Origin of the sequence: Streptomyces sp. NPDC002463 (assembly GCF_042889835.1) — a bacterium.
Lineage (GTDB): Bacteria > Actinomycetota > Actinomycetes > Streptomycetales > Streptomycetaceae > Streptomyces > Streptomyces nymphaeiformis.
In genome coordinates, this window is record NZ_JBIARL010000003.1 from 309,143 (window position 1) to 332,876 (window position 23,734).

Here is a 23,734-nt window from a genome sequence, read left to right on the forward strand (position 1 = left end):
CACCGCTTCCCGGCACGCCCCTGTCGCGTGCCGTTCCGCGCCCGCTTCTGTGACGCGGCGCGTCTGAACACAGAAAGCTGCCCGACATTGGCGAACATGATGAACCGACCCATCGCGCACGGAATCGAGGGCCCGTCATGGTAGCGGCGCGCATCACCGTCAACGGCGAACAAGCACCCCTCGCACCGGCCCCGGCCCACACCACCGTCCTCGACTTCCTGCGCGAGCGGGGACTCACCGGCACCAAGGAGGGCTGCGCCGAGGGCGAGTGCGGCGCCTGTTCGGTCCTGGTGGCCCGCCCCGGGGTGGACAAGCCCACCGACTGGGTGGCGGTCAACGCCTGTCTGGTCCCGGTCGCGGCGCTCGACGGCCAGGAGGTCGTCACCTCCGAAGGCCTCGCCACGGCCGGCGCGCCCGGCACGCCGCCCACCCTGCACCCCGTACAGGAGGGGATGGCGGTCCGCGGCGGATCCCAATGCGGTTACTGCACACCGGGGTTCGTGTGCAGCATGGCCGCCGAGTACTACCGCCCCGACCGCTGCGCCCACGCGGCCACCGAGGAGGGATCCGACGCCGAGCACGGTCCGAACGGCTTCGATCTGCACGCGCTCAGCGGGAACCTGTGCCGCTGCACCGGCTACCGCCCGATCCGCGACGCCGCGTTCGCCGTCGGCACCCCCACCGAGGACGACCCCCTCGCGCAGCGCCGCGAGCAGGCCCCGCCCGCGCCGGTCGCCACCTCGTACGTCCAGGACGACAGCGCGTTCCTGCGGAGGAGCAGCCTGGCCGAGACGCTGCGGCTGCTGCGCGAGCGGCCCGACGCCGTGGTGGTGGCCGGGTCCACCGACTGGGGCGTGGAGGTGAACATCCGCTCCCGGCGGGCCGGTTGCGTGGTCGCCGTCGACCGGCTCCCCGAACTGCGGGAGCTGCGCGTCGAGTCCGCCGCCATCGAGATCGGCGCGGCGCTGACCCTCACCGAGATCGAGCGCCGTCTCGACGGTCGGGTACCGCTGCTCGCCGAACTGTTCCCGCAGTTCGCCTCGCGGCTCATCCGCAACGGCGCGACCCTCGGCGGCAATCTCGGCACCGGCTCCCCCATCGGCGACAGCCCACCGGCGCTGCTCGCGCTCGACGCGTCGGTGGTGCTCGCCGAAGCCGACGGGGAGCGCGAGGTCCCCCTCCGCGACTACTTCACCGGCTACCGGCAGAGCGTGCGCCGCCCCGGCGAGCTGATCCGCGCGGTGCGCGTCCCGCTGCCGCTCGCGCCCGTCGCGGCCTTCCACAAGATCGCCAAGCGGCGCTTCGACGACATCTCCAGCGTGGCGGTCGCGTTCGCCCTGGACGTCGAGGACGGGATCGTCCGCACGGCGCGGATCGGCCTCGGCGGCGTCGCCGCCACCCCGGTCCGCGCGCTCGCCACCGAGGCGGCCCTGGAGGGCAGGCCGTGGACGGCGGAGACCGTCGAGGCCGTCGTGCCGGTACTGCGCAACGAGGGCACGCCGATGGACGACCACCGGGCCAGCGCCGCGTACCGCTCCGCGATGCTCGGGCAGAGCCTGCTGAAGCTGTACACGCGAACCACCGAGGCGGTGTCGTCATGAGCCAGTTGTCCCAGCGCCCCGAGAAGTCCGTCGTGGGCCTCTCCCTGCCGCACGAGAGCGCCGTCCAGCACGTCACCGGCACCGCGCTGTACACCGACGACCTGGTCCACCGCACCAAGGACGTGCTGCACGCCTACCCGGTCCAGGTCATGAAGGCCCATGGCCTGATCACCGCGCTGCGCACCGGACCGGCGCTCGCCGTGCCCGGCGTGGTCCGCGTGCTGACCGGCGCCGACGTGCCCGGCGTCAACGACGCCGGGATGAAGCACGACGAGCCGCTCTTCCCCGACGAGGTCATGTTCCACGGGCACGCGGTCGCCTGGGTGCTCGGCGAGACGCTGGAGGCCGCCCGGCTCGGCGCCGCGGCCGTCGAGGTGGAACTCGACGAACGGCCCTCTCTGATCACCCTGCCGGAGGCGATCGCGGCCGGCAGCTTCCACGGCGCCCGCCCCGTGATGGTGACGGGCGACGTCGACGCCGGGTTCGCCGAATCCGCGCACGTGTTCACCGGGGAGCTGCACTTCTCCGACCAGGAGCACTTCTATCTGGAGACGCACGCGGCGCTCGCCTACGTCGACGAGGCCGAGCAGGTCTTCGTCCAGAGCAGCACCCAGCATCCCTCCGAGACGCAGGAGATCGTCGCGCACGTGCTCGGGCTGCACAGTCACGAGGTGACCGTGCAGTGTCTGCGGATGGGCGGCGGCTTCGGCGGCAAGGAGATGCAGCCGCACGGCTTCGCGGCCGTCGCCGCGCTCGGCGCCAGGCTGACCGGCCGGCCCGTCCGGGTCCGGCTCAACCGGACCCAGGACCTGACCATGTCCGGCAAGCGGCACGGCTTCCACGCCCGGTGGAGGATCGGCTTCGACGCCGACGGCCGCATCCAGGCCCTCGACGCCACCCTGACGGCGGACGGCGGCTGGAGCCTCGACCTGTCCGAGCCGGTGGTGGCCCGCGCGCTGTGCCACATCGACAACACGTACTGGATCCCGAACGCACGGATCACCGGCCGCATCGCCAGGACCAACAAGGTCTCCAACACCGCCTTCCGCGGCTTCGGCGGCCCCCAGGGCATGCTGGTGATCGAGGACATCATGGGCCGGTGCGCGCCGCTGCTCGGCCTGGACCCGGCGGAGCTGCGGGAGCGCAACTTCTACGGGCGGGGCCAGTCCACGCCGTACGGGCAGCCGGTCGTCCAGCCGGAGCGGATCACCGCCGTCTGGGAGCAGGTCATGGAGAACGGCGGCATCGCCGACCGCCGCCGTGAGATCGCCGCCTTCAACGCCGCGCACCCGCACACCAAGCGGGCCCTCGCGCTCACCGCCCTCAAGTTCGGCATCTCCTTCAACCTCACCGCCTTCAACCAGGGCGGCGCGCTGGTGCTGATCTACAAGGACGGCTCCGTCCTGATCAACCACGGCGGCACCGAGATGGGCCAGGGCCTGCACACCAAGATGCTCCAGGTGGCGGCGACCACGCTGGGCATCCCGCTGCACAAGGTGCGCCTCGCCCCGACGCGCACGGACAAGGTGCCCAACACCTCCGCCACCGCGGCCAGCGCGGGCACGGACCTCAACGGCGCGGCGGTGAAGAACGCCTGCGAGCAGCTGCGCGAGCGGCTGCTCCAGGTGGCGGCGACGCGGCTCGGCACGAACGCCTCGGACGTCCGCGTCGTCGAGGGCGTCGCGCGCGGCCTGGGCTCCGACGAGGAGCTGGCCTGGGACGAGCTGGTGCGCACGGCGTACCTCCAGCGGGTGCAGCTGTCGGCGGCCGGTTTCTACCGCACCGAGGGGCTGCACTGGGACGCGAAGGCGTTCCACGGCTCGCCGTTCAAGTACTTCGCCCACGGCGCCGCCGCGGCCGAGGTCGAGGTGGACGGCTTCACCGGCGCGTACCGCATCCGGCGGGTGGACATCGTGCACGACGTCGGCGACAGCCTGTCCCCGATGATCGACATCGGTCAGGTCGAGGGCGGCTTCGTGCAGGGCGCGGGGTGGCTGACCCTGGAGGACCTGCGCTGGGACGCCGGTGACGGACCGCACCGGGGCAGGCTGCTCACACAGGCGGCGAGCACGTACAAGCTGCCCAGCTTCTCGGAGATGCCCGAGGAGTTCCACGTCACCCTCCTGGAGAACGCCGCCGAAGAGGGCGCCGTCTACGGGTCCAAGGCGGTGGGTGAGCCTCCGCTGATGCTGGCCTTCTCCGTACGGGAGGCGCTGCGGCAGGCCGCCGCCGCGTTCGGGCCCGGCGGGATCAGCGTCGAGCTGGCCTCGCCCGCGACGCCGGAGGCGGTGTACTGGGCGATCGAGTCGGCTCGCGACAGGGTCGGGACCGGTGCGGAAGCGTCGGTCGGTGCCTGACATGACGTGGTTCGCCGCGGTCGCGCGGCTGCGGGCACGCCGGGAGTCCGGCGTGCTCGTGACCGTCGCGACCGTGCGCGGCCACGCCCCGCGCGACGCCGGCGCGAAGCTCGTGGTCGGGCACACCGAGACCTGGGGCTCGATCGGCGGCGGCAACGTGGAGGCCGTCTCGATCGACCGGGCCCGGGAGATGATCGCCGCGTCCGCTCGGGAGCCGGAGCTGATCGACTTCGCGCTGAACGACAAGGTGACCAACCGGCACGGTGTGCAGTGCTGCGGCGGCACGGTGTCGGTGCTGCTCGAACCGCTGCCGGTGGTACGGGCGGTGGCGGTCTTCGGCGTCGGGCACGTCGGGCTCGAACTGGCGCGGATCCTCGCCCGCCAGGACCTCGACCTCCATCTGGTCGACTCCCGCGCCGACACCCTCGCCGAGGGGCGCCTCGGCGTGCTCGCGGACGCGGTGGCCCGGGTGCGGGTGCACCACACGCCGCTGCTGCCCGAGGAGGTCCTGGAGGAGCTGCCGCCCGGCACGCACGTCCTGATCATGACCCATGACCACGCCGAGGACGCCGCACTGTGCGACGCCGCCCTGCGGGCGCCGCACCTCGGCTCGATCGGTCTGATCGGGTCGGCGGCCAAATGGGCGCGGTTCCGCAAGCGGCTCGCGACCGAGGGCGGTCACGACGAGGCCGCGATCGACCGGATCAAGACGCCGATCGGTCTGGCCGACATCACCGGCAAGGAGCCCGCGACGATCGCCGTGAGCGTCGCCGCGGACCTGCTGCGCGCCTTCGAGGCCGAGGACGCCTGACGGTGTCCCGCACGCGCGCGTGCGGGACACCCTCGCATCGGTGGCGGTCACGGGCCGCGCCGGTGAACAGCGGCTCGTCGCCGACGTCCTGGGAGTCCTGTCGCTCGGCTCACCGCCTCAGCTTGAGCCGGATCGCCTCCGCGTCGTCGTGCCGGAGCCCGTCGAGCAGCTCCCAGGCCTTCTGCCACGCCTCCCGCGCCTGCTCCGGCCGGCCGGCCGCCGACTCGGCGTCTCCCAGGTGGTCGAGCGAGAGGGCCTCGTTGTACGCCGCACCGACCTCGCGCAGACCCTCCGCCGAGATCCGGAAGCACTCCGCCGCCCGCTCCAGGTCGCCCGTCTCCTGGTGCACGACGCCCAGGCTGTCCCAGGTGAGGGCAAGGCTGCGCAGGTCCCCGATCTCCTCGAAGACCCGGCGGGCCGCGTCGCACATGGCCAGCGCCTCGGCGTGGTTGCCGAGGAGGGCCTGGAAGTAGCCCACGTTGTTGAGGGCCTTGGCCTCTCCGCCCCGGGTTCCGAGCTCCCGGAAGAGCCCGAGTGCCCGCTCGTTGTGGTGCAGCGCCCTCTCGGGCCGCTCCTGCTGCTCGTACCGGCTCGCGAGGTCGAGGTGGACGTCGGCCTGGCCGAGCAGGTCCCCCTCGGCGGTGAACAGGTCGAGTGCCCGCCGCAGATGCGTCTCGACCTCGGCCTCCCGGCCGCTCCAGCGCAGGGTCACGGCCAGGCTCCGGTGCGCCCGGGCCCGGGCCGTCGGGTCGTCGAGCCGCTCCGCCGCCGCCAGGGCGGCCCGCTGGACGGTCTCCCCGTCCGCCCAGTGGCCGGCCCAGTTGAGGTACGTCTTCAGTGCGTGGGCCAGCTGCGAGCACTGCAGGTCGAGACCGGCCGCACCGGACCGGACGACGGTCTCCACGAGGGCCGTGTGTTCGCCGGTGAACCATTCCCGCGCCTCGCCGATGTCCGCGAGGTACTCGGGGCGCACGCCCCGACCCGCCTTCGGAGGCAGTTCGACGGGGGCCAGCTGGGGGTCCATGAGCAGCGCGCCGCGCTGCGCGGTGTGGAGGTAGTGCTCGGTCATCCGTCTCAGGGCGCTTCCGCGGCTCGTGGCGGAGTCGGTTCTTTCGCCGAGCTCCCCCGCGTAGGCGCGCAGGAGGTCGTGGAAGGAGTACCTGCCGTCCTCGCCCTCGGTGACGAGGTTGGCCTCGGCCAGCTCGGTCAGCAGGGTGTGCGCCCGGGCCGGCGGGAGCGCCGCGAGGCTGCCGGCCACGGAGACGGTGATCCCGGGCCCGGGGTGGACGGCGAGCAGCCGGAAGAGGCGTGCGGCGTCGGCGCTCAGCGTCTCGTACGACCAGGAGAACACGGCGCGGACGTCGCTCCAGGCGTCGCTGCCGGTGAAGGCGTCGAGACCGCGGGCGCGACGCAGCCGCTCGACGAGCCGGGTCAGGCTGAGGGCGGGGGTGACGGCCGCGCGGGCGCCGACGACGGCGAGGGCGAGCGGGAGTCGGGCGGCCAGTTCGACGGCCTCGTCGACGGCACGGGGGTCCGCCGTGACGCGGGCGCGGCCGACGCGCGCGGTGAGGAGCTCGCGCGCCTCCTCCGGCGAGAACACGTCCAGGGCGACGGGCTGGGCGTCCTCGACGGCGACGAGGCCGAGGAGCTGGTCCCTGCTGGTGACGACGGTGAGGCTGGTCGCGGATCCGGTCAGCAGCGGGCGTACGTGGGCGGCGTCGCGGGCGTTGTCGAGGAGGATCAGGTAGCGGCGTCCGTCCGTCAGCGTGCGGTAGAGGGCGGTGCGGGCCTCCTGGGAGGCGGGGACGCGCGCACGTGGTACGCCGAGGCCTTCGAGGAGGCTGCGCAGGGCGCTGTCGGTGGTGACGGCGGATCCGTCGGGTGCGAAGCCGCGGAGGTTCAGGTGGAGTTGACCGTCGGGGAAGTCCGTGCGGACGCGGTGCGCCCAGTGGACCGCGAGGGTCGTCTTGCCGACCCCGCCGGGGCCTGAGATGACGATGGGTCCCGTGCCGGCGTGGCTGCGCGCGTCCTCCAGGAGGGCGTCGAGCCGTGCCAGGGCCGCCCGGCGGCCCGAGAAGTAGCGCGAGAACGGGGGCAGTTGGGCCGGGACGTGGACTCCGGAAGCCTTCTCGGGCACGGGCGCGACCGCGGGCACGGTCGCGGCCGCCGGGAGCCTCCTCGCGGACTCGCCGTGGCCCTGGAGGATGTCGGCGAGCGCCTCCTGCACGGCGCGGCCGGGCGAGACGCCGAGCTCGTCCGCGAGGATCTTGCGGAGCCGGTGGAAGACGGCGAGGGCCTCCGCCTGCCGGTCGGTGCGGTGCAGGGCCACCATGAGGTGGCGGTGGAATCCCTCGCGCAGGGGGTGCTGTTCGGTGAGCGCGTACAGCTCCGCCGCCAGGCCGTCGTACCGGCCGAGCCGCAGGTCGGCCTCGCAGCGCCACTCCAGGGCGACCAGCCGTGCCTCGTCGAGGGCCTGGAGGACCGGCCCGTACAGCAGGCCGTGGTCGAGTCCGGGCAGGTCCGCGAGCGGGTTCCCGCGCCAGAGGCCGAGTGCGCTCGCGCACGAGCGTCGTACGGTCTCCCAGTCCTCGCGGAGCCGGGCGGTACGGGCGTTGCCGAGGAGTTCCTCGTGCCGGTCGCTGTCGAGGGCGCCGCGGTCCACGTCCAGGAGGTATCCGGGCGGCACCGAGCGGAGCCGGCCCGCACCTTCGGCTCCGAGCGTCCTGCGCAGGCGGGTCACGTGGTTGTGGAGGGAGCTGGAGGCCGTCGCGGGCAGGTCCGTGCCCCACAGGGCGGCCTTGAGCTCGTCGGAGGAGACCACCTGACCGCGTTTCAGGAGCAGGATGCCGAGCAGGAGCCGGACCTTCGTGCTGCCTATGACGAGAGGGCCGTCGGCGTCCTGCGCCGTGAGTGGGCCGAGCAGACCGAAACGCATCTGTGTGACTCCAGGGCTCGGTGGATTCAGATGGCCGCGTACGTCGGCGAACGGGCCGGTCACAGGTTGTACGCCACACCTCACGCCCCAGGCGAACCAGACACGCGTTCGTGTCTCGAATTTGCTTTCAGACAAAGGTAGTTGGCCCGTCGATCCAGCAGCCGGACAACGCCCGAAGAAGACCGGAGGGTCTTGATCCGATACGCGGCCCGACGCGGGTCCTCCACCCGAGGGCGAACAAACGTTTCCGTTGTTCCGTGCCGTGACGTGCCGGGCGATGATGCCGTCAAGGACCTCGTCGGCCCGCTCCTGACGATGACCGTCCTGCTGCTCCCCTTCGTCCTGGTCACCGCCAACGGCTCGTACGGCAAGGCCGAGGTCGCCTCGCGGGGTTGAGGCCCGGGCGCTCGACCAGCTCGTGGAGACGGCCGAGTACGCGCCGCAGGTGCAGCGGGCGCGGATCCAGGCGGACGCCGTCCGCTACGCCCGAGCCGTACGCGAGCAGGAATGGCCGGCCATGTCCGACGGCCACGGATCGCCGGCGCCCAGCGTGTGGTCGACGGACTTCCGCCTGCCCCGGAAGAACAACCTCGGCCGGTTGACCACCCTGACGGTGATCACCGCGCTCCTGACGACGATGCTGATCATCATCCGGGACGTCGGCCGGCCCTTCGGCGGCATCATCAACGTGGAGCCTACGGCGATCACCGAGGTGGAGCGGCGGGCCACCCGCGGCTTCCTCGCCCACAACCCGGCCACCGGCCTGCCCTGCGACGACCGGGGTACCCGGCTCGCCCGACCACCGCCGACCGAGTGCGGGGACCACTGGCGCCGCGCACCGGTGGTGTGTTCTCCTGAACCCATGAGCCTTCTCGTGACGCGCCGACACGTGGACTACGTGCGCGTCACGACCATGGCGTGTTCCCGCTGACACCGAGGCCTCGACCCGGCGTCCGGCTCCCGACGCGCATGCCCAGGCGGCTCCTGGGCGCCTCCTGACGGCCTCGTCCTGCCCCGCGCTCCGTCTCCCCCGCCCTCGGCGGGCTACGCGGCCGCGCGCATCACACCATCCCACCGCAGCAGGAGGAGACGCATGAGCGTCCGCGACACATCCGTTCCCGATCAGGAGGTCTTCGCCGAGGAGTGGGAGGCCTGGCATCGCGACAAGGACGCCCGGCTCGCCTCGGAGCACGGCTTCCTCGCGATCACCGGACTGCACTGGCTGTCCGCCGAGCCGCAGACGTTCCCCGGCGTGCCGGGGGCCTGGTCGACGGGTCCCGAAGGGGTCGTCGTGGAGCTCGACGAGGGCGAGGAACTCGTCGTCGACGGCGTGGCCGTACGGGGACGGCACCTCTTCGGCGTCATCCCGGAGCGCGGCGGCGTCGACGCCGTCCGGGGCGACACCGTCATCGAGGTCGCCAAGCGCGGCGGCAACGACATCGTCCGGCCCCGGCACCCCGGCCACCCGCTGCGGACCGCCTTCGCCGGGACCCCCTCGTACGCGCCCGACCCGCGCTGGGTGGTCACGGGCCGGTACGAGGCCTTCGCCGAGCCGCGGCCGACCACGGTCGGCGCCTCCGTCGAAGGCCTCAAGCACGTGTACGACGCTCCGGGCCGGGTCGTCTTCGCCCTGGACGGGCAGGAGTTGAGCCTGACCGCGTTCAACGGGCACACGCCCGGCAGCCTCACGCTGCTGTTCACCGACGCGACCTCGGGCGTCACCACGTACGCGGCCAACCGGAACCTCGGCGTGGCGGCCCCCGGGCCCGACGGCACGGTCGTGCTCGACTTCAACCGGGCGACCAATCTGCCCTGCGCCTACACCGACTTCGCGACCTGCCCGCTCCCGCCGGCCGAGAACCGGCTGCCCGTCGCGGTCGAGGCCGGGGAGCGGATCCCGCACGAGCGCCTCGCCCAGCGGTAACCCGCCGCTGTTCGTTGCGGCGGTGTGACGGCGTCGTGGCCACTCCGTGGCGATCCCGTCCGCCGCACCACGGCGCCCTCCGGCGTCACCCGGCATCCAGGGAAACGGTCCTGCCGCCGCTGCCGCGGGGCCGTTTCCCGTCATCCCCGAGGACAGGTTCCCATGGGCATTTCCCACACCCTCAGCGTCGACGAAGCACTGCCACGGCTGCCCGGACTGCAGGTGGTCGACGTCCGTACCCCCGGAGAGTTCGCCTCCGGCCGCCTGCCCGGCGCCGTCAACGTGCCCCTGGACCGCATCGACGGCAGTCTGGCGGACCTGCGGCACGCCGCCGAGACCGGACCGCTGCTCCTGGTGTGCGCCTCCGGCGCCCGCTCCGGCAAGGGCGCCGAGGTCCTCGCCTCCCACGGGATCGCCGCGGCGAGTCTGACCGGCGGCACCCGGGCCTGGGCCGACGCGGGGCACGGGCTCGAGTACCCGCCCGGCCCGGTGCGGGCCGTCTGGGGGATGGAGCGTCAGGTGCGCTTCACCGCCGGGGCCCTTGTGCTCCTCGGCCTGGTGCTCGGGCTGCTCGTGCATCCGGCGTTCCAGCTGCTGTCGGCGGCGATCGCCGGAGGCCTCGTGTTCTCGGCGCTCACCGACACCTGCGGCATGGCGGTGGTCCTCGGCCGGCTCCCGTTCAACCGGCGTGGCCCGGCGCCTCTGGGGTGACGGTCTCGCGGTCGCTCCGCCCGAGGAGCGCGCTGAGGAGAACGGCCGTGAGCGTTCCGGCGACGACGCCGCTGCCCAGGATCGTACGGGCCAGGGCGGGGAACCCCGCGTACAGGTCGGGGCTGAGCAAGGGCAGCAGCCCCGCGGTGAGCGCGAGCGCGGCCGTCAGCGAGCCCGCTCCCGTTCCGGACAGATCGGCCCGGCGCAGCATCTCGACGCCCATCACGGCGATCACCGCGTAGACGACCAGGGCCGAGCCGCCCACGACGGCCTCGGGGATGCCGGCCAGGGCCCGGGAGACGGGCGTGGCCAGGCCGAGGACGACCAGGAGCGCTCCGGCTCCGGCGGTCACGAAGCGGCTGCGGACCCCGGTCAGCCGCCCGATGCCGATGTTCTCGGCGCTGGTGACCATGAGCGAGGTGCCGAACAGGCCGCCGGCCAGGGAGACCAGGGCATCGGCGCGGGCGACACGGGGGACGTCCCGCTCGGGGGCCGGAGTCCGGCCGACGGTCTCGCTGTTGAGCACGGTCTGTCCGGTGATCTCGGCGAGCGTGGTGAGGCTGAAGAGGAGCAGCGGCAGCGCGGCCACCAGGTCGAACCGCGGTGCGCCGAAGGGAAGGAACACGGGCAGCGCGAAGCCGCCGCCGGCCGCGGGACCGAAGGACCCCAGGCCCGTCCCCACCGCGATGAGGGTTCCCGCCGCCATTCCGATGAGGACGGACGTCTGTCGCCAGACGCCGCGCAGGAACACGTACGCGGCGACGGTCGCCGCCACGGTGAGCGCGGCGAGGAGCACCGCGCGCGGCTCCCCCGTGCCGTCGGGTCCGGTGACCAGCCGGGCGGCGACGCGGATCATCGCGACCCCGATGAGCAGCACGGTCACGCCCATGACCAGCGGCGGGAAGAACCGTACGACCCGGGCGTACAGGGGAAGCACGGCGAGCAGCAGGGCGGCCGCGAGGAGGACGGCGCCGGTGGCGGTCGGCGCGCCGTGCTCCTGGGCGATCTGGAGGAACAGCGCGGTCGCGGCGCCGCCGGGGAGCATGACGAACGGCAGTCGGCCGCCGATCCGCCACACGCCGAGGGACTGGAGCAGGGCGCCGGCGCCGCACAGCAGCAGGACGGTGCTGAGCAGGGAGGCCGTCGCGCCGGGTGACGTCTTCAGGCTGCCGGCGACGAGGAAGACGGTGGAGACGGGGGCGGCGATCATCGCGAGGACGTGCTGGGCCGCCAGCGGCACCAGGCGCCGCAAGGGGACGCGCGCGTCGACGGCTTCGGGGGTCGGGGTGGATGCGGTCGTCATGCCGTCGTCTCCAGCCACGGGATCTGGGCGGGGGTGTAGCGGTAGGCGCGGAAGACGGCGTTGGGCTGGGACGGGAAGAGGCTGCGGACCTCGCTCTCGCCGTAGCCGGCGAAGTACGGGACGACGTACTCCCAGCACAGGTAGCCGTCCTTCGTCACTTCGAAGAGGCGGCCGGACGGGGAGTCGGTGACGAGCGTGTTGCCGTTCGGGAGGCGCTGGGCGGAGCCCATGAAGGGCGCGAAGAAGAACTCGCGGGCCGGATCGTGGTACTCCCACACGATGTCGCCGCCGGTCCGGTCGATCTCGATGACCCGGGAGTACGGGACGTCGTGGCCGGGCCGGAAGACGCCGTTGTCGAAGACGAGGAGCCGGCCGTCGTCGAGTTCGGTGGGCGCGTGCTGCTGGCTGACCGTGCCGGGGCGGCTCCGCCAGAGGATCTCGCCGGTGTCGCGGCTGATGACGACGACGGCCGAGACGCTCCGCAGGCTGGCGAGGACGTTGCCGTCGCGCAGGGGTGTGACGCTGTTGATCAGCGGCCAGTGCTCGCGGGCGTAGGCCTCGTGCAGCGGGTAGGCGTCGCGGTCGAGGTGGTCCGCGGCGCGCCAGGACCAGAGGAGTTCGCCGTCCGGGCCGACCTCCTTGATCGTGTCGGCCCAGACCAGGCCGCCGGCGGCCTCGGAGCCGGGCACTCCGCCCCGTACCGCCGCGGCCTCGGTCCCGGCGAGGGGTTCGAGGGCGGTGTAGAGGATGCGGCCGTCGTCGAGGTGGTGGGCGTCGTGGTGCTGGAGTGGGTCCCGGTGCTCCCGCAGCACGGTTCCGTCGGGTGCGGCGTGAAGCATGACGCCGCCCCGGTACTTGTGCCACATCGGGAAGAGGGCGTCCTCGCCCGGGAGCACGCCGTTGTAGGCGAGGGTCCCGTCGGCGAGGAGCCGGGCGTGGCGGCCGGGGCGGTACGGAAGGTCCCACCGGTGGACGGCACGGCCCTGGAGGTCGATCAGATACACCTCCCCGGTGCCGGTGAGCGGTGCGTAGAGGGTGTAGCCCTCGGACGCGGCCGTGGCGTCGAGGGCGATGAGGCCGGTGGGACGGCGGCGGCGTGAGTTCTGGTCGATCGCGGGCACGTCGGGTTCCTTCACACTTTTCACGTCGGGCTTCTTCAAACTTTCTTTGATGAGAACAACCGACTTTGACGTTAGGGACGTTGTGTGACGGGCGTGTGTCGGCAGTACGAAACCGTCTCCGGGTTTCCGCACCGCGCCGCGTAGGGTGCCGTCAGGCGCCACCGGGCGCCGGAGGGGAAGGACGGGACGACCATGGAGGCCGCGAACACACCGAGGGTGGGCGCCGCCGTACGCCGCCGGCGACGGGCACTCGACCTGACGCTCGCCGAGGTGGCGCGGAGCAGCGGGCTCTCCTCCCCGTTCCTCAGCCAGATCGAGAACGACCGGGCGCGCCCCAGCATGCGCTCGCTCCAGCGGATCGCGGACGCCCTCGGGACGACGGCGGTGCAGCTGCTCGCGGCCTCGGACGAGACCCGCACCGTCGACGTGGTGCGCGCGGACGACGACAGCGGCCTCGACCGGGAGGCCCGCGTCCGCCCCGTGGTGCGCGGCCGGCATCAGCTGCACGCCCTCGAGTTCGTCGGCGCGCACGAGGCGGACCGCGAGTTCCGGCACCGGAACGACGAGCTGCTGTACGTGGCGGACGGCTCGGTGGAGGTGGAGGCCGACGGCCGCGTCCACCGGCTCGGCCGCGGTGACACGCTGCTCCTGTCCGGCGGCGTCCGCCACCGCTGGCGCACGACCGAACCGGGCTCGCGGGTCCTGGCCGTCGCGATCGGCGACCACGTGGAAGTACTGGAGAGCCGATGACCTGGAAGGCACCGTCGGTGGAGCGCAGCCGAAAGCTGGGCGACCTCGGCACCGTGACCGAGCGTCGGATGCTGGAGGGCTGGCTCGCCTGGCACCGGGAGACGCTGCTCGCCAAGTGCGCCGGGCTCGACCCGGCGCAGCTGGCGCGCGCGACGGTGGAGCCGTCGGACCTCACCCTGCTCGGCCTGGTCCGGCACATGGCGGAGGTGGAGCGGTCGTGGTTCCGGCGCGGGTTCGCGGCGGAGACCGTCGGCGAGGTCTTCACCGGCCCGTCGGACGGGAACGAGGGGCTCGACGGGGTCGAACCCGCGGACGCGGAGCGGGACTTCGGGCTGTACCGGGCCGAGGTCGAGGCCTGCGACGCGGCGGCCGCCGGGCACGGCCTCGACGAGACCTTCCTGTCCTCGCGCGGGGTCACCCTCAGCCTGCGCTGGGTCTACATGGTGATGATCCAGGAGTACGCCCGGCACAACGGCCACGCCGACTTCCTGCGGGAGCGGACGGACGGGGTGACGGGGGACGGGTGACGTCCGGTACGGCTGCCGCGTCGCCGTACCGGACGGACAGGCCCGCCTCAGGCCTCGCGGGCGCCCTCGTACATGGCCTCGACGAGCTCGGCGTACTCGCGCTCCACGACCGGCCGCTTCACCTTGAGGCTCGGGGTGAGCTCCCCGTGCTCGACGTCGAGGTCGCGGGGCAGCAGCGAGAACTTCTTGATCGTCTGCCACCGCTGCAGGTCGCCGTTGACGCGCTGGACGAACCCGTCGATCAGCGCGTGCACGTCCGGCGAGGAGACGACCTCGGCGTAGCCGCGGCCCCCGAGGCCGTTCGACGCCGCCCAGGGCATGACGACGCTCTCGTCGAGCGAGATCAGGGCGGTGCAGTAGTTGCGGCCGTTGCCGATGACCAGGATGTTGCTGACGAACGGGCAGACGGCCTTGAACCGGCCCTCGATCTCCGTGGGCGCCACGTACTTGCCGCCCGAGGTCTTGAAGAGGTCCTTCTTGCGGTCGGTGATCCGGACGAAGCCCTCCTTGTCGATCTCGCCGATGTCCCCGGTACGGAACCAGCCGTCGCTCTCCAGGACTTCGGCGGTCTTCTCCGGAAGGTTGTGGTAGCCGCGCATGATGCCGGGCCCCCTCAGGAGGATCTCCCCGTCCTCGGCGATGCGGACCTCGGTGCCCGGCAGGGGCCGGCCGACCGTGCCCACCCGGTAGTCGTCGACCGGGTTGACGGTGCAGGCCGCGCTGGTCTCCGTCAGGCCGTAGCCCTCCAGGACGGGCACGCCCGCCCCGGCGAAGAAGTAGCCGATGTCGGGGGCGAGCGCGGCGCTGCCCGAGGCGCTGCCCCGGAGCTCACCGCCGAACGCCGCCCGGATCTTGCCGTAGACCAGCTTGTCGGCGAGGGCGTGCTGGACGCCGAGCCACAGCGGCACCTTGCGGCTCCCCGTCGCCACCAGGCTCTCCTGCCCGGTCCTGGCGTGGTCGCGGGCCACCTGCGCCGCCCACCGGAAGATCCTGTACTTCGCTCCGCCCTCGGCCCGCGCCTTCGCGGCGATGCCGTTGTAGACCTTCTCGAAGACCCTCGGCGCGGAGGCCATCACGGTGGGCCGGACGACGGGCAGGTTGGTGACGATGCGGTCGACGCGCCCGTCGACCGCCAGCACGTGTCCGGTCTGGATCTGACCGGATATCAGGGCCTTGCCGAAGACGTGGGACAGCGGCAACCACAGGAACTGCACGTCGTCGGGTTGCAGCAGCCCGCTGACCTCCTGTGCGGCACCCTGGTAGGACCAGCAGTCGTGCACCAGACGCACGCCCTTGGGGCGGCCGGTCGTCCCGGACGTGTAGATCAGGGTGGCGAGTTGCTCGCGCTCGATGGACGCGACGGTCGTCTCGATCGCTTCCGGATGTTCCCGGAGGTATGCCCGGCCGCGTTCTTCGAGCGCGGCGAGGCTCAGCACCTCGAGCCCCTTCGCCTGGGGGAGATCGGCCTCCGGGTCGAAGACGACCGCGTGGTCCAGCTCGGGCAGGCGGTCCGCGTGTTCGACGACCTTGGCCAGTTGGGCGGCGTCCTCGACGAAGATCGCCCGGCTGCCGGAGTCGGCGAGGATGTACGCCGTCTCCTCGGCGTTGGTGCTCGGGTAGACGGCGGTCGCGGCGGCGCCCGCGCACATCACGCCCAGATCCGCGAAGATCCACTCCACCCGGGTCGAGGAGGAGATCGCCACCCGTTCCTCGGTCCGCAGCCCGAGGGAGAGCAGCCCGGCGGCGATCGCGGTCACGCGATCCGCCGCCTGGGCCCAGGTCAGCGACCGCCACTCCTCGGCGCCGGGCGCGCCCCGGCCCACCGCCACGGGGTGGCGGTAGGCCTCGCGGTCGGGTGTCGCCCCGACCCGCGAGAGGAAGAGGTGCGCCACCGAATGCGGCCGGCTTTCGAGCAGGTCTTGCGCGGAACTCATGGCAACCTCCGGGCCCACTACGCCCGTCAACACATATTGACCGGCGGGTAACTTACGAGCAGTGGTGTGAGGCTAAGGGGAAACCCACCGCCGCGTAAGGGGAGCCGGGGAGGAAATGCCCGCGCGCAGGCAGGACTTACGGCCGGAACCCCCAGTCCTCCGGGCCCCGGTCGCCGAGCAGGGCGCAGACGAACTTCTCCTCGGTGGCGCGCAGCCGGGCCAGCAGGGCCGGGTCCAGCGTGGCCTGGCTGGTGATGGAGACCGTCACCGTGCGCCGGCCGTCGCGCGTGGCCGCGGCGAACTGCGTGTAGCCGGGGGTGTTGCCGGTGTGGCCGAGGACCGTGCCGCAGCGTGTGGTGTACCGGAAGATGCCCAGGCCGGCCGCGTTGACGCCGGGGCCGGCCGGTTCGGAGGAGCCGCCGGGGAGGAAGTCCTGCTGGGCATGACGGGTGGCGGGGCTCAGCAACTCCGGTCCGGCGTAGCCGCCGAAGAACCGGCTCAGGTCGGCCGGGGTGGAGACGATGCCGCCCGACGCCCAGGCGCCGGAGGCGCTGACCGCCTCGCTCACGTCCTCGGGCGGCTCGCCGGGGGCGGTGAAGTAGCCGTGCAGGAACGGGCGGGGAAGCAGGTAGCCCTGCGGGAGGCTGGTCCTCTTCAGATCGAGCGGGCCGTACACGAGCTGCCGCAGCAGCGACTCGTACGAGCGGCCGGTGGCCTGCTCTGCCATCAGGGCGACCGCGATGTTGTCCGAGTTGGAGTAGGCGTAGCGGCTGCCCGGCGGGAAGCCGAGCGGTTGGCCCGCCACGAAGTCGAGGAGGCGGCGGGAGTCGAAATGGTGGCGGGGGTCGGCGCGGACGATGTCCTGGAACGCCTGGCTCTTGCTGTAGTCCGGGAGACCGCTGGTGTGCTGGAGCAGCTGACGCAGGGTCACTGCGTGCCAGGCGGCGGGCAGTCGGGGCAGGCGCCGGCCGATCGTGTCGTCCAGGTGCAGGGCCTGCCGGTCCACCAGGCTCAGCGCGACCGCGCCGCTGAAGGCCTTGGCCACACTGGCGATCCGCATGTGGTCGTCGGGTTGGGGCGGGCGCCGCGTGCCCACCTCGGCCGTACCGGCCCGGTAGACCTGCCGGAGACCGTCGCGGGTCAGGATCGCGATCGCACCGGGCGGGCCGCCGGGTGCCGCCACCAGGTCGGCGAGGGCCCGCTGGAGCGCCTGGTCGCCGGGGCCGCCGGGGCCGTACGGAACCGGACCGGGCGGTGCCGCCGCGACCGGCGTGGTCGCGCCGCCGCTCAGGACCGCGGCCGCCACCACCGCCCCGACGGCCACCGTACGGAACCGGCGCCTCGGGCGCGGTCCGGTGCGGCCACGGGCGGGGCTCGTGGAATTCCGGCCGTCGTACGCGGCGGGGACACGTCGGGGCATGCGCTACCTCCTCGGATACGGAACGGGGAACGGCGGGCGGGCCGCGGGGCCCACAGGTCCGGATCCGGTCGGGCGACCGGCCGTCCGGGCGCCGGACCGCCCTGTCCCGGACTGCGGCCACCGTCTCGCGGACCGCGCTCCCCCGCGCGCCGCCTGCGCCATCCGGCCCACACGCAGGAGGTGTGACCGCCCCGGCGCCTGCGCGCGTACGGGGGTGGCACCGCCCCCGAGAGCGGCCGCTCTCAGCGGGTCGACGCGGACCCGGTCCGGTATCCGGCGGTGACCAGGCCCGTCGCGACCAGGACGACCGCGCCCACCGTGCGCAGCGCCGGACTCATCGCGTCGGCGAAGGCCGCCGTACCCGCGGCGGCGCCGTGCACGGCGAGCACGGTGCCCGTGACGGCCACGCCGAGGGCTGCGCCCATCTCCCGGGCCGAGGTGCCGAGCCCGGAGCCGAGCCCGGCCTGGTGCGCGGGCAGGGCGGAGACGACGCCGACGGTCAGGGCGGGCATGCACAGGCCGGTTCCCGCCGAGATCACCAGCAGCCAGCAGGCGTACAGCGCGTACGGGGTGGCCGCGTCGGCGGTGGAGGCGCCGAGGAGTCCGGCGCCGATGAGGAACAGCCCGGTGGTGACGGCGGGGCGCGGCCCCGAGGCGGCCTGCCAGCGGGTCGCGACCTTGGGGAAGAGGGCCATGCCGATCGTGAGCGGGACGATCGCGAGTCCGGTGACGGCGGGGCCGTACCCCTTGACGTACTGCAGGTACTGCGAGTTCGCGTAGAAGAGCGAGAAGAGGCCGAAGAACCCGGTGGCCGTGCCCAGGACGGCGGCGCGCAGCTGCCGGGAACGGAAGACCCGCGGGTCGAACAGCGCGGCCGGCGAGCGGAGCGCGTACCAGGTGAAGAGCCCGGCCAGCACCGCGCCCACCGCGAAGAGGACGAGGATGCGGGGCGAGGTCCAGCCGTACGCCGGGCCTTCGATGATGCCCGCGAGGACGGCGACGAGGGCGGCGACCAGCAGCACGGTGCCACGGGGGTCGGGGCGCCCGTGCGGGGAGCGCTCGGTGCGCGGAACGGTGACGGCCACGGCGACGGCGAGCAGCGCGGCGAGGGGGACCATCAGCCAGAACAGGGCGCGCCAGGACAGGAACTGGCCCGCCGCTCCCCCGCCGACGTTGCCCGCGAGCCCTCCCAGGCCGACGGCGAGGGTCCAGGAGGCCAGGGCCCTGGCCCGGCCTTCCGGTCCGGCGAGTTGCACGAGGATCGACATGGTCGCGGGCATGATGCAGGCGGCCCCGGCGCCGGACACCCCGCGGCCGGCGATCAGCAGCGCGGGCGACGCGGCGAGGGCGCTCAGCGCCGCCCCGGCGGCGAACAGGGCGAGACCGGCGAGCAGCACCCCCTTGCGGCCGCGGCGGTCGCCCAGTGCTCCGGCGGGGATGAGCAGTCCGGCGAAGACGATGACGTACGCGTCCACCGTCCACAGCAGCTCGGTGGAGGACGGGTGGAGGGCGGAGGCGGCCAGTTGGGGGATGAGGAGGTTGATGGCGGCGACCATGCTCTGCGCGACGAGGACGCAGGCGCACAGGGCGAGCAGGGTCGACCGCCCGAGCGCGTTCGGCGCGATGCCGGCCGGAGCGGCCGGGGGCGGTGAGAGGGCAGCGGAAGACATGGCTCCTCCAGGGAGCTTCGCGGTGAGGGGATGTGCGTTCACCGTAGGCTCGGCCCGTGGATTACTTCCAGTGCATCTTTTGCAAGGAGTGAGTGCGTGTGACGCAATCCGTTGACGCCGGCGGCCTCGACCTCAACCTTCTTCTCGCCCTCGACGTCCTGTTGGAGGAGCAGAGCGTGCGGGGAGCGGCCCGGCGGCTGCATCTGTCCGAGCCGGCCACCAGCCGCACGCTCGGCCGGATCCGCAAGGCGCTCGGCGATCCGATCCTGGTGCGCGCCGGGCGTGCGATGGTGCCGACGCCCTACGCGCTGTCGGTACGGGCCGAGGTCGGCGCGGTCGTGGAGCGGGCCAGGGCGCTGTTCGCGGCCTCGGGTCCGACCGACGTCCGGACCGTCGCGCGGACGTTCACGGTGCTCGGGCAGGACTCGCATCCGGCCCTGCTCGGCCCCGCGCTCCTCGCGCGCGCCGGCCGCGAGGCCCCGCGGGTGCGGCTGCGGTTCCTGAACGAGAGCCACATCGACGCGCCGACGCTGCGGGAGGGCGTCGCCGACCTGGAGATCGGGGTCATCGACACCGTCCATCCCGAGGTGCACACCGAGCACCTCCTGGACGACCGCATGCTCGCGGTGGTCCGCGCCGGGCACCCGCTCCTGCGGGGGCGCCCGACGCCGCGGAGGTTCGCGGCGGACGCGGACCATCTGGTGGTCTCGCGCCGGGGAAGGCTGCACGGCCCCGTCGACACCGCGCTGGCCGAGCACGGCCTGCGACGGCGGGTGGTGGCGAGCGTCGGCACGTACCCGGCGTCGCTGTTCATCCTCCGCGACACGGACCTCGTCGGCCTGATCAGCGCACGGAGCCGCTCCCTGGCCGAGTCTCTCGGGCTCGTCGCCTTCGACGTCCCCCTCGACCTGCCGCCACTGCCGGTCGGCATGGCCTGGCATCCGCGCCACGACGCCGACCCGGCGCACGCGTGGCTGCGCGGATGCGTACGGGACCTGATGCTGGGCCGGTCCGGGTGATCCCGTCCGCCCGCCCCCCGTCACGGCGGGCGGATGACGCTAGTCGGCGTCGGCGGCCACCCTGAAGCCGATGTTGCCGGTGGAGCTGTCGGGCGTGTTGGAGCTCCGGGCGGCGACGCGGTACCGGTTGCAGTAGGAGTCGTGGCACAGGTACGAGCCGCCGCGCATCGCCCGCGCGGTCCCCTCGCCGGGGGTGAACGGGTCCGCGCTCCACTCCCAGACGTTGCCGACGGTGTTGTACAGGCCGAAGCCGTTGGGCCGGAAGGACTTCACGGGGGCCGTGCCCGCGTGCCCGCCGCCGGTGGGCAGGTCCGGGAAGTCTCCCTGCCAGATGTTGCACAGGGGGCGGCCGTCGGCCGTGAGCTCGTCACCCCACGGGTACCGGCGCTGCTCCAGGCCGCCGCGTGCCGCGTACTCCCACTCCGCCTCGGTGGGCAGCCGGGTGCCGGACCAGGCGCAGTAGGCCTGGGCGTCGTGCCAGGACACGTGGACGACGGGGTGGTTCTGCCGGTCGGTGACGTGGGAGCCGTGGCCTTCGGGGTGGCGCCACGAGGCGCCGTCCACCGTCCTCCACCACGGAACGCCCGGCACGGGCGGGGACACGGCCGCCACCTCTTTCTCCAGGAAGGCCCCGAAGGCGAAGGAGAAGCCGAAGCGCTCGGCGTCGGTGACGTGTCCGGTGGCTTTGACGAAGGTGGCGAACTGCGCGTTCGTCACCGTCGTGGCCGCGACGCGGAAGGGTTCCACGGCCACCTCGCGGACCGGGCCCTCGGCGTCGACGGGAAAGCCGTCCGGGTCGTCGGTGCCCATCAGGAAGCGCCCTCCGGGCAGGGAGAGCAGCTGCCGGACCGCTCTGGAGGCTCGGGCCGGAGGACGGGGCGGGGCGGGGGTCAGGACAGGGAGGTGGGCGTGACCTGGGGTGCAGCATTCGGGCATGACGACTCCGGCGGAATCGGAAGGATGGGCGGCCGGCCCCGTGCGTCGCGGCGCGGGGCCGGCCGGCAGTGCTGTGGTGCGGGTCAGGCCACGCGGTCGGCGGCGAGCTGCGCCGCGAGGGCGGGAATGCCCAGGGCCTGCTCCTGGGCCGGCGTGGCCTGGTAGAGCTTGTTGGTCAGCTGGTACGGGTCGTTCACGAGGTCGTAGTACTCACGGAACTTCACCTGCCCGGTGCCGGACACCGTGCCGTTCCCGTCGGTCGTCAGGTCGTAGTACTCCGTGTACTGCTTGTCCTTGGCGACGTACGAGGACCAGGTGGGTGCGCCACCGGTACCGGTGCCCTGCTTCCACCACTCCACCAGGAGGTGGTCGCGGCTGTGTCCGGAGAGCAGGGAACGGCCGTCCTGCGCGGCGTCCGGGGTGATGCCGGCCGCGTCGAGGATGGTCGGCGCGATGTCGATGTTGGCGACGATGCGGTTGTCCTGGGTTCCCGCGCCGAGCCCGCCCGCCGGCCAGGAGAGGTAGAACGGCACCTCGTGCGCGGGGCGGTAGGGCACCGACTTGGCCGTCCAGCCGTGGTCGCCCCAGCTGAAGCCGTTGTCGCCGATGTAGATGACGAGGGTGTTGTCCAGCTGCCCCAGGGCCTGGAGCTTGTCCTTGAACGCCTGGACGGCGTCGTCGACGGAGAGCAGGGTGCGCAGCTGCTCGGCACGGATGGTCTGGCCGTCGGCGAGGGTGCCGGTGGCGTTCTTGATGTACGCCGGCTTGTCACCGCGGTCGTTCTCGGGGACCGAGGGGCGGCCGTTCCAGTCGGGCACGGGCGTGCCGGCGTACTTCGCCTCGGGGGTGCGGGGCCCGTGGGAGGCGTAAGGGGTGACGTACGCGAACCAGGGCCGGGTGTCGGTGGCGGCCTTGTCGAGGAAGTTCAGGGTGCGGTTCTTGACGATGGTCGTGGTGTAGCCGTTGATGGTCTGGACGGTGCCGTTGACGTTCCACTGGGCGTCGACGTACGCGGGCCGGAGGAGGGCGAACTCCTCGAAGTGCGGCGGATTGTCCGCCAGGGTCCAGGAGTTGAGGTACTTGCCGAACAGGCCGGTGCGGTAGCCGGCCTGCTTGAGGTACCTCTGCAGCGTGGTGCTCTGGTCGAGCGCGTACGAGGCCTTGTTGTTGCGCACGCCGTGGTTGTGGGCGTGACGGCCGGAGAACACGCTGGAACGCGAGGGCGCGCACAGCGGGGTGGTGACGTGGCCGTTGGTGAACTTCACGCCCTGGTCGGCGAGCCAGGCGACGGTCTTGGGCAGGGCCCATTCGGTGTGCTTGGGCTGGTCGTCGGTGACGATCAGCAGGATGTTCGGCCGGCCGGCGGCAGCGGCGGGGCCTGCGCCGGCGATCTGTCCGAGTGCGGGTACGGCGGTCGCGGCCGCGACGGCGGCGGCGCCGCCGAGGAAGCCTCGTCGGCTCACCTGCGGGCGTCGGTTCTCGCTCATGATGTCCATTCCTCTGGGTGCGGCTGCACTAGGGGGCACGGCGGACGGACGCACGGGGAACGTGCCGTCGGGCCGCCGCGGGGAGGGGAAGAGACGGGAGTCGGGCGGGGGCGCCAGGTGGGGATCCCGTGGGGGAAGGGGCGCGTTCAGCGCGCCGGGGCGACCGTACACAGGGCGCTCGCCAGGTGCCCTTGGTCGACGTGGCGGCGCGCAGTGAGGATTCCTGCTGCCATGCGCACGACAGTATGCGGAGTGGTTCCGCGGTTCCATGTACGGCGGATGAAATGGCGGACGGCGGTGTCCCCGATGAGCGGGAGGCGGTGTCCCCGACGGGCGGGAGGCGGTGCCCGGTGCGAGGCTGAGGCGTACAGGACCGCGAAAGGGAATCGTCATGCTCTCCACCGCCTTCGTACCGGGCTCCCCCTGTTGGCTCGACCTCGGCGCCCCCGACGTACCGGCCGCCGCCGCCTTCTACGGCGGTACGTTCGGCTGGGAGTACGAGTCCATGGGCGAGGGGCAGGACGCGGAGGGCGGGATGTTCCGGAAGGACGGGAAGATCGTCGCCGGGCTCGGCAGGCTCACCGAGCCGGGGGCCCGCTCGGCCTGGATGATCTACTACGCCGTCACCGACGCGGACGAGACGACCCGGGCGGTGGAGCGCGCCGGCGGCACGGTACGGGTGGCTCCCAGGAGCTTCGGCGAGCAGGGCCGGATGGCCCAGTACAGCGACCCGCTGGGGGGACAGTTCGCCGTCTGGCAGGCAGGAGAGACCACGGGCTTCGAGCTCGTGGACGCGCCCGGATCACTGAGCTGGACCGAGCTGTACACGAGCGACGCGGCGGCCGCGAAGGAGTTCTACGGCGAAGTCCTCGGCTGGCAGTACGCCGACATGGACCTGCCGGGCGGCACGGGCACCTACACCCTCATCACCCCCGCGGGACTGCCCCAGGAGCGCATGCACGGCGGTCTCATGCAGGTGCCCGCCGACGCCCTCACCCTCGCGAGCGGACGGCCGTACTGGCACCCCGTCTTCGACGTCGAGGACTGCGACGCCACCCTCACCAAGATCACCGCGATCGGCGGCGGGGTGCAGATGGGGCCGCAGGACATGGAGGATGTCGGCCGGCTGGCCGTCTGCCTGGACCCCTCGAACGCCGATTTCGTGGTCCTCACCCCGCCGTCCGACTGACTGATCGCCGCTCTGGCCACCGGACCGCGGTCACGTGAG

General features: G+C 73.0%; 19 protein-coding genes. 11 read left to right on the forward strand and 8 right to left on the reverse strand.

From position 1 onward, the window contains the following. Positions 1-137: 137 nt before the first annotated feature. From ACFYX3_RS09290 to xdhC, 3 genes are read left to right on the forward strand one after another with little or no spacing between them, the layout of a single operon-like run. Positions 138-1,601 (forward strand): xanthine dehydrogenase small subunit, encoded by a 1,464-nt coding sequence (locus tag ACFYX3_RS09290; RefSeq protein WP_389010151.1) that lies wholly within the window; start codon positions 138-140, stop codon positions 1,599-1,601. Then, a complete protein-coding gene (gene xdhB / locus ACFYX3_RS09295; protein WP_385664276.1) occupies positions 1,598-3,958 on the forward strand; it encodes a xanthine dehydrogenase molybdopterin binding subunit in 2,361 nt (786 codons plus the stop codon). Before ACFYX3_RS09290 ends, xdhB begins: the two co-directional genes overlap by 4 nt. 1 nt (position 3,959) lies before the next feature. Further along, positions 3,960-4,769, forward strand: a complete 810-nt coding sequence (gene xdhC, locus ACFYX3_RS09300; RefSeq protein ID WP_385664329.1) for a xanthine dehydrogenase accessory protein XdhC — start codon at positions 3,960-3,962, stop codon at positions 4,767-4,769. Positions 4,770-4,878: 109 nt separating this feature from the next. Here xdhC and ACFYX3_RS09305 read toward each other — a convergent pair whose 3' ends face one another. Next, entirely contained in the window at positions 4,879-7,704 is a 2,826-nt protein-coding gene (locus tag ACFYX3_RS09305; RefSeq protein WP_389010154.1) for a BTAD domain-containing putative transcriptional regulator, read from the reverse strand. Between the two features lie 267 nt (positions 7,705-7,971). On the opposite strand from ACFYX3_RS09305, the gene ACFYX3_RS09310 reads away from it, so the two are divergent. The 4 genes from ACFYX3_RS09310 (at position 7,972) to ACFYX3_RS09325 (ending at position 10,339) form a co-directional block, all read left to right on the forward strand. Next, positions 7,972-8,100: a hypothetical protein gene (locus ACFYX3_RS09310; RefSeq protein WP_389010157.1), complete on the forward strand. Its 129-nt coding sequence runs from the start codon at positions 7,972-7,974 to the stop codon at positions 8,098-8,100. A gap of 22 nt (positions 8,101-8,122) precedes the next feature. Then, positions 8,123-8,635, forward strand: a complete 513-nt coding sequence (locus ACFYX3_RS09315) for a hypothetical protein (RefSeq protein ID WP_389010160.1) — start codon at positions 8,123-8,125, stop codon at positions 8,633-8,635. A gap of 162 nt (positions 8,636-8,797) precedes the next feature. Next, positions 8,798-9,628 carry a DUF1684 domain-containing protein gene (locus tag ACFYX3_RS09320; RefSeq protein WP_389010163.1) on the forward strand — a complete coding sequence of 277 codons (831 nt, stop codon included), beginning with the start codon at positions 8,798-8,800 and terminating at the stop codon, positions 9,626-9,628. 162 nt (positions 9,629-9,790) lie between these two features. Further along, positions 9,791-10,339, forward strand: coding sequence for a rhodanese-like domain-containing protein (locus ACFYX3_RS09325; RefSeq protein ID WP_389010166.1), 549 nt, complete (start codon positions 9,791-9,793; stop codon positions 10,337-10,339). Here the strand turns inward: ACFYX3_RS09325 and ACFYX3_RS09330 are convergent. Beyond that, positions 10,308-11,642 carry a uracil-xanthine permease family protein gene (locus tag ACFYX3_RS09330; RefSeq protein WP_389010169.1) on the reverse strand — a complete coding sequence of 445 codons (1,335 nt, stop codon included), beginning with the start codon at positions 11,640-11,642 and terminating at the stop codon, positions 10,308-10,310. The genes ACFYX3_RS09325 and ACFYX3_RS09330 overlap by 32 nt on opposite strands. Continuing rightward, positions 11,639-12,787 carry an aryl-sulfate sulfotransferase gene (locus ACFYX3_RS09335; protein ID WP_389010172.1) on the reverse strand — a complete coding sequence of 383 codons (1,149 nt, stop codon included), beginning with the start codon at positions 12,785-12,787 and terminating at the stop codon, positions 11,639-11,641. Before ACFYX3_RS09335 ends, ACFYX3_RS09330 begins: the two co-directional genes overlap by 4 nt. Positions 12,788-12,955: 168 nt before the next feature. Here ACFYX3_RS09335 and ACFYX3_RS09340 point away from each other — a divergent pair, with 168 nt between their 5' ends. Together ACFYX3_RS09340 and ACFYX3_RS09345 are read left to right on the forward strand one after the other, a co-directional pair. Then, a complete protein-coding gene (locus tag ACFYX3_RS09340; RefSeq protein ID WP_359515181.1) occupies positions 12,956-13,513 on the forward strand; it encodes a helix-turn-helix transcriptional regulator in 558 nt (185 codons plus the stop codon). Continuing rightward, positions 13,510-14,040, forward strand: coding sequence for a DinB family protein (locus tag ACFYX3_RS09345; protein WP_389010174.1), 531 nt, complete (start codon positions 13,510-13,512; stop codon positions 14,038-14,040). The genes ACFYX3_RS09340 and ACFYX3_RS09345 overlap by 4 nt, the downstream gene beginning before the upstream one ends. 47 nt (positions 14,041-14,087) lie before the next feature. Here the strand turns inward: ACFYX3_RS09345 and ACFYX3_RS09350 are convergent, their stop codons facing one another. From ACFYX3_RS09350 to ACFYX3_RS09360, 3 genes are all read right to left on the reverse strand, one after another. Next, positions 14,088-15,974, reverse strand: coding sequence for an AMP-dependent synthetase/ligase (locus ACFYX3_RS09350; protein WP_389010176.1), 1,887 nt, complete (start codon positions 15,972-15,974; stop codon positions 14,088-14,090). A 136-nt stretch (positions 15,975-16,110) separates the two neighbouring features. After that, positions 16,111-17,394 (reverse strand): serine hydrolase domain-containing protein, encoded by a 1,284-nt coding sequence (locus ACFYX3_RS09355; protein WP_389010178.1) that lies wholly within the window; start codon positions 17,392-17,394, stop codon positions 16,111-16,113. Positions 17,395-17,636: 242 nt separating this feature from the next. Then, positions 17,637-19,064, reverse strand: coding sequence for an MFS transporter (locus ACFYX3_RS09360; RefSeq protein WP_389010180.1), 1,428 nt, complete (start codon positions 19,062-19,064; stop codon positions 17,637-17,639). 92 nt (positions 19,065-19,156) lie between these two features. Here ACFYX3_RS09360 and ACFYX3_RS09365 point away from each other — a divergent pair, with 92 nt between their 5' ends. Further along, entirely contained in the window at positions 19,157-20,083 is a 927-nt protein-coding gene (locus ACFYX3_RS09365) for a LysR family transcriptional regulator (protein ID WP_389010183.1), read from the forward strand. Between the two features lie 39 nt (positions 20,084-20,122). Here the strand turns inward: ACFYX3_RS09365 and ACFYX3_RS09370 are convergent, their stop codons facing one another. Continuing rightward, on the reverse strand, positions 20,123-21,019 hold the full coding sequence (locus tag ACFYX3_RS09370; RefSeq protein WP_389010186.1) for a formylglycine-generating enzyme family protein: 897 nt from the start codon (positions 21,017-21,019) through the stop codon (positions 20,123-20,125). Between the two features lie 83 nt (positions 21,020-21,102). Beyond that, a complete protein-coding gene (locus tag ACFYX3_RS09375; protein ID WP_389010189.1) occupies positions 21,103-22,506 on the reverse strand; it encodes a sulfatase in 1,404 nt (467 codons plus the stop codon). A gap of 391 nt (positions 22,507-22,897) precedes the next feature. Here ACFYX3_RS09375 and ACFYX3_RS09380 point away from each other — a divergent pair, with 391 nt between their 5' ends. Beyond that, positions 22,898-23,695, forward strand: coding sequence for a VOC family protein (locus ACFYX3_RS09380; RefSeq protein WP_389010192.1), 798 nt, complete (start codon positions 22,898-22,900; stop codon positions 23,693-23,695). Positions 23,696-23,734: the final 39 nt, after the last annotated feature.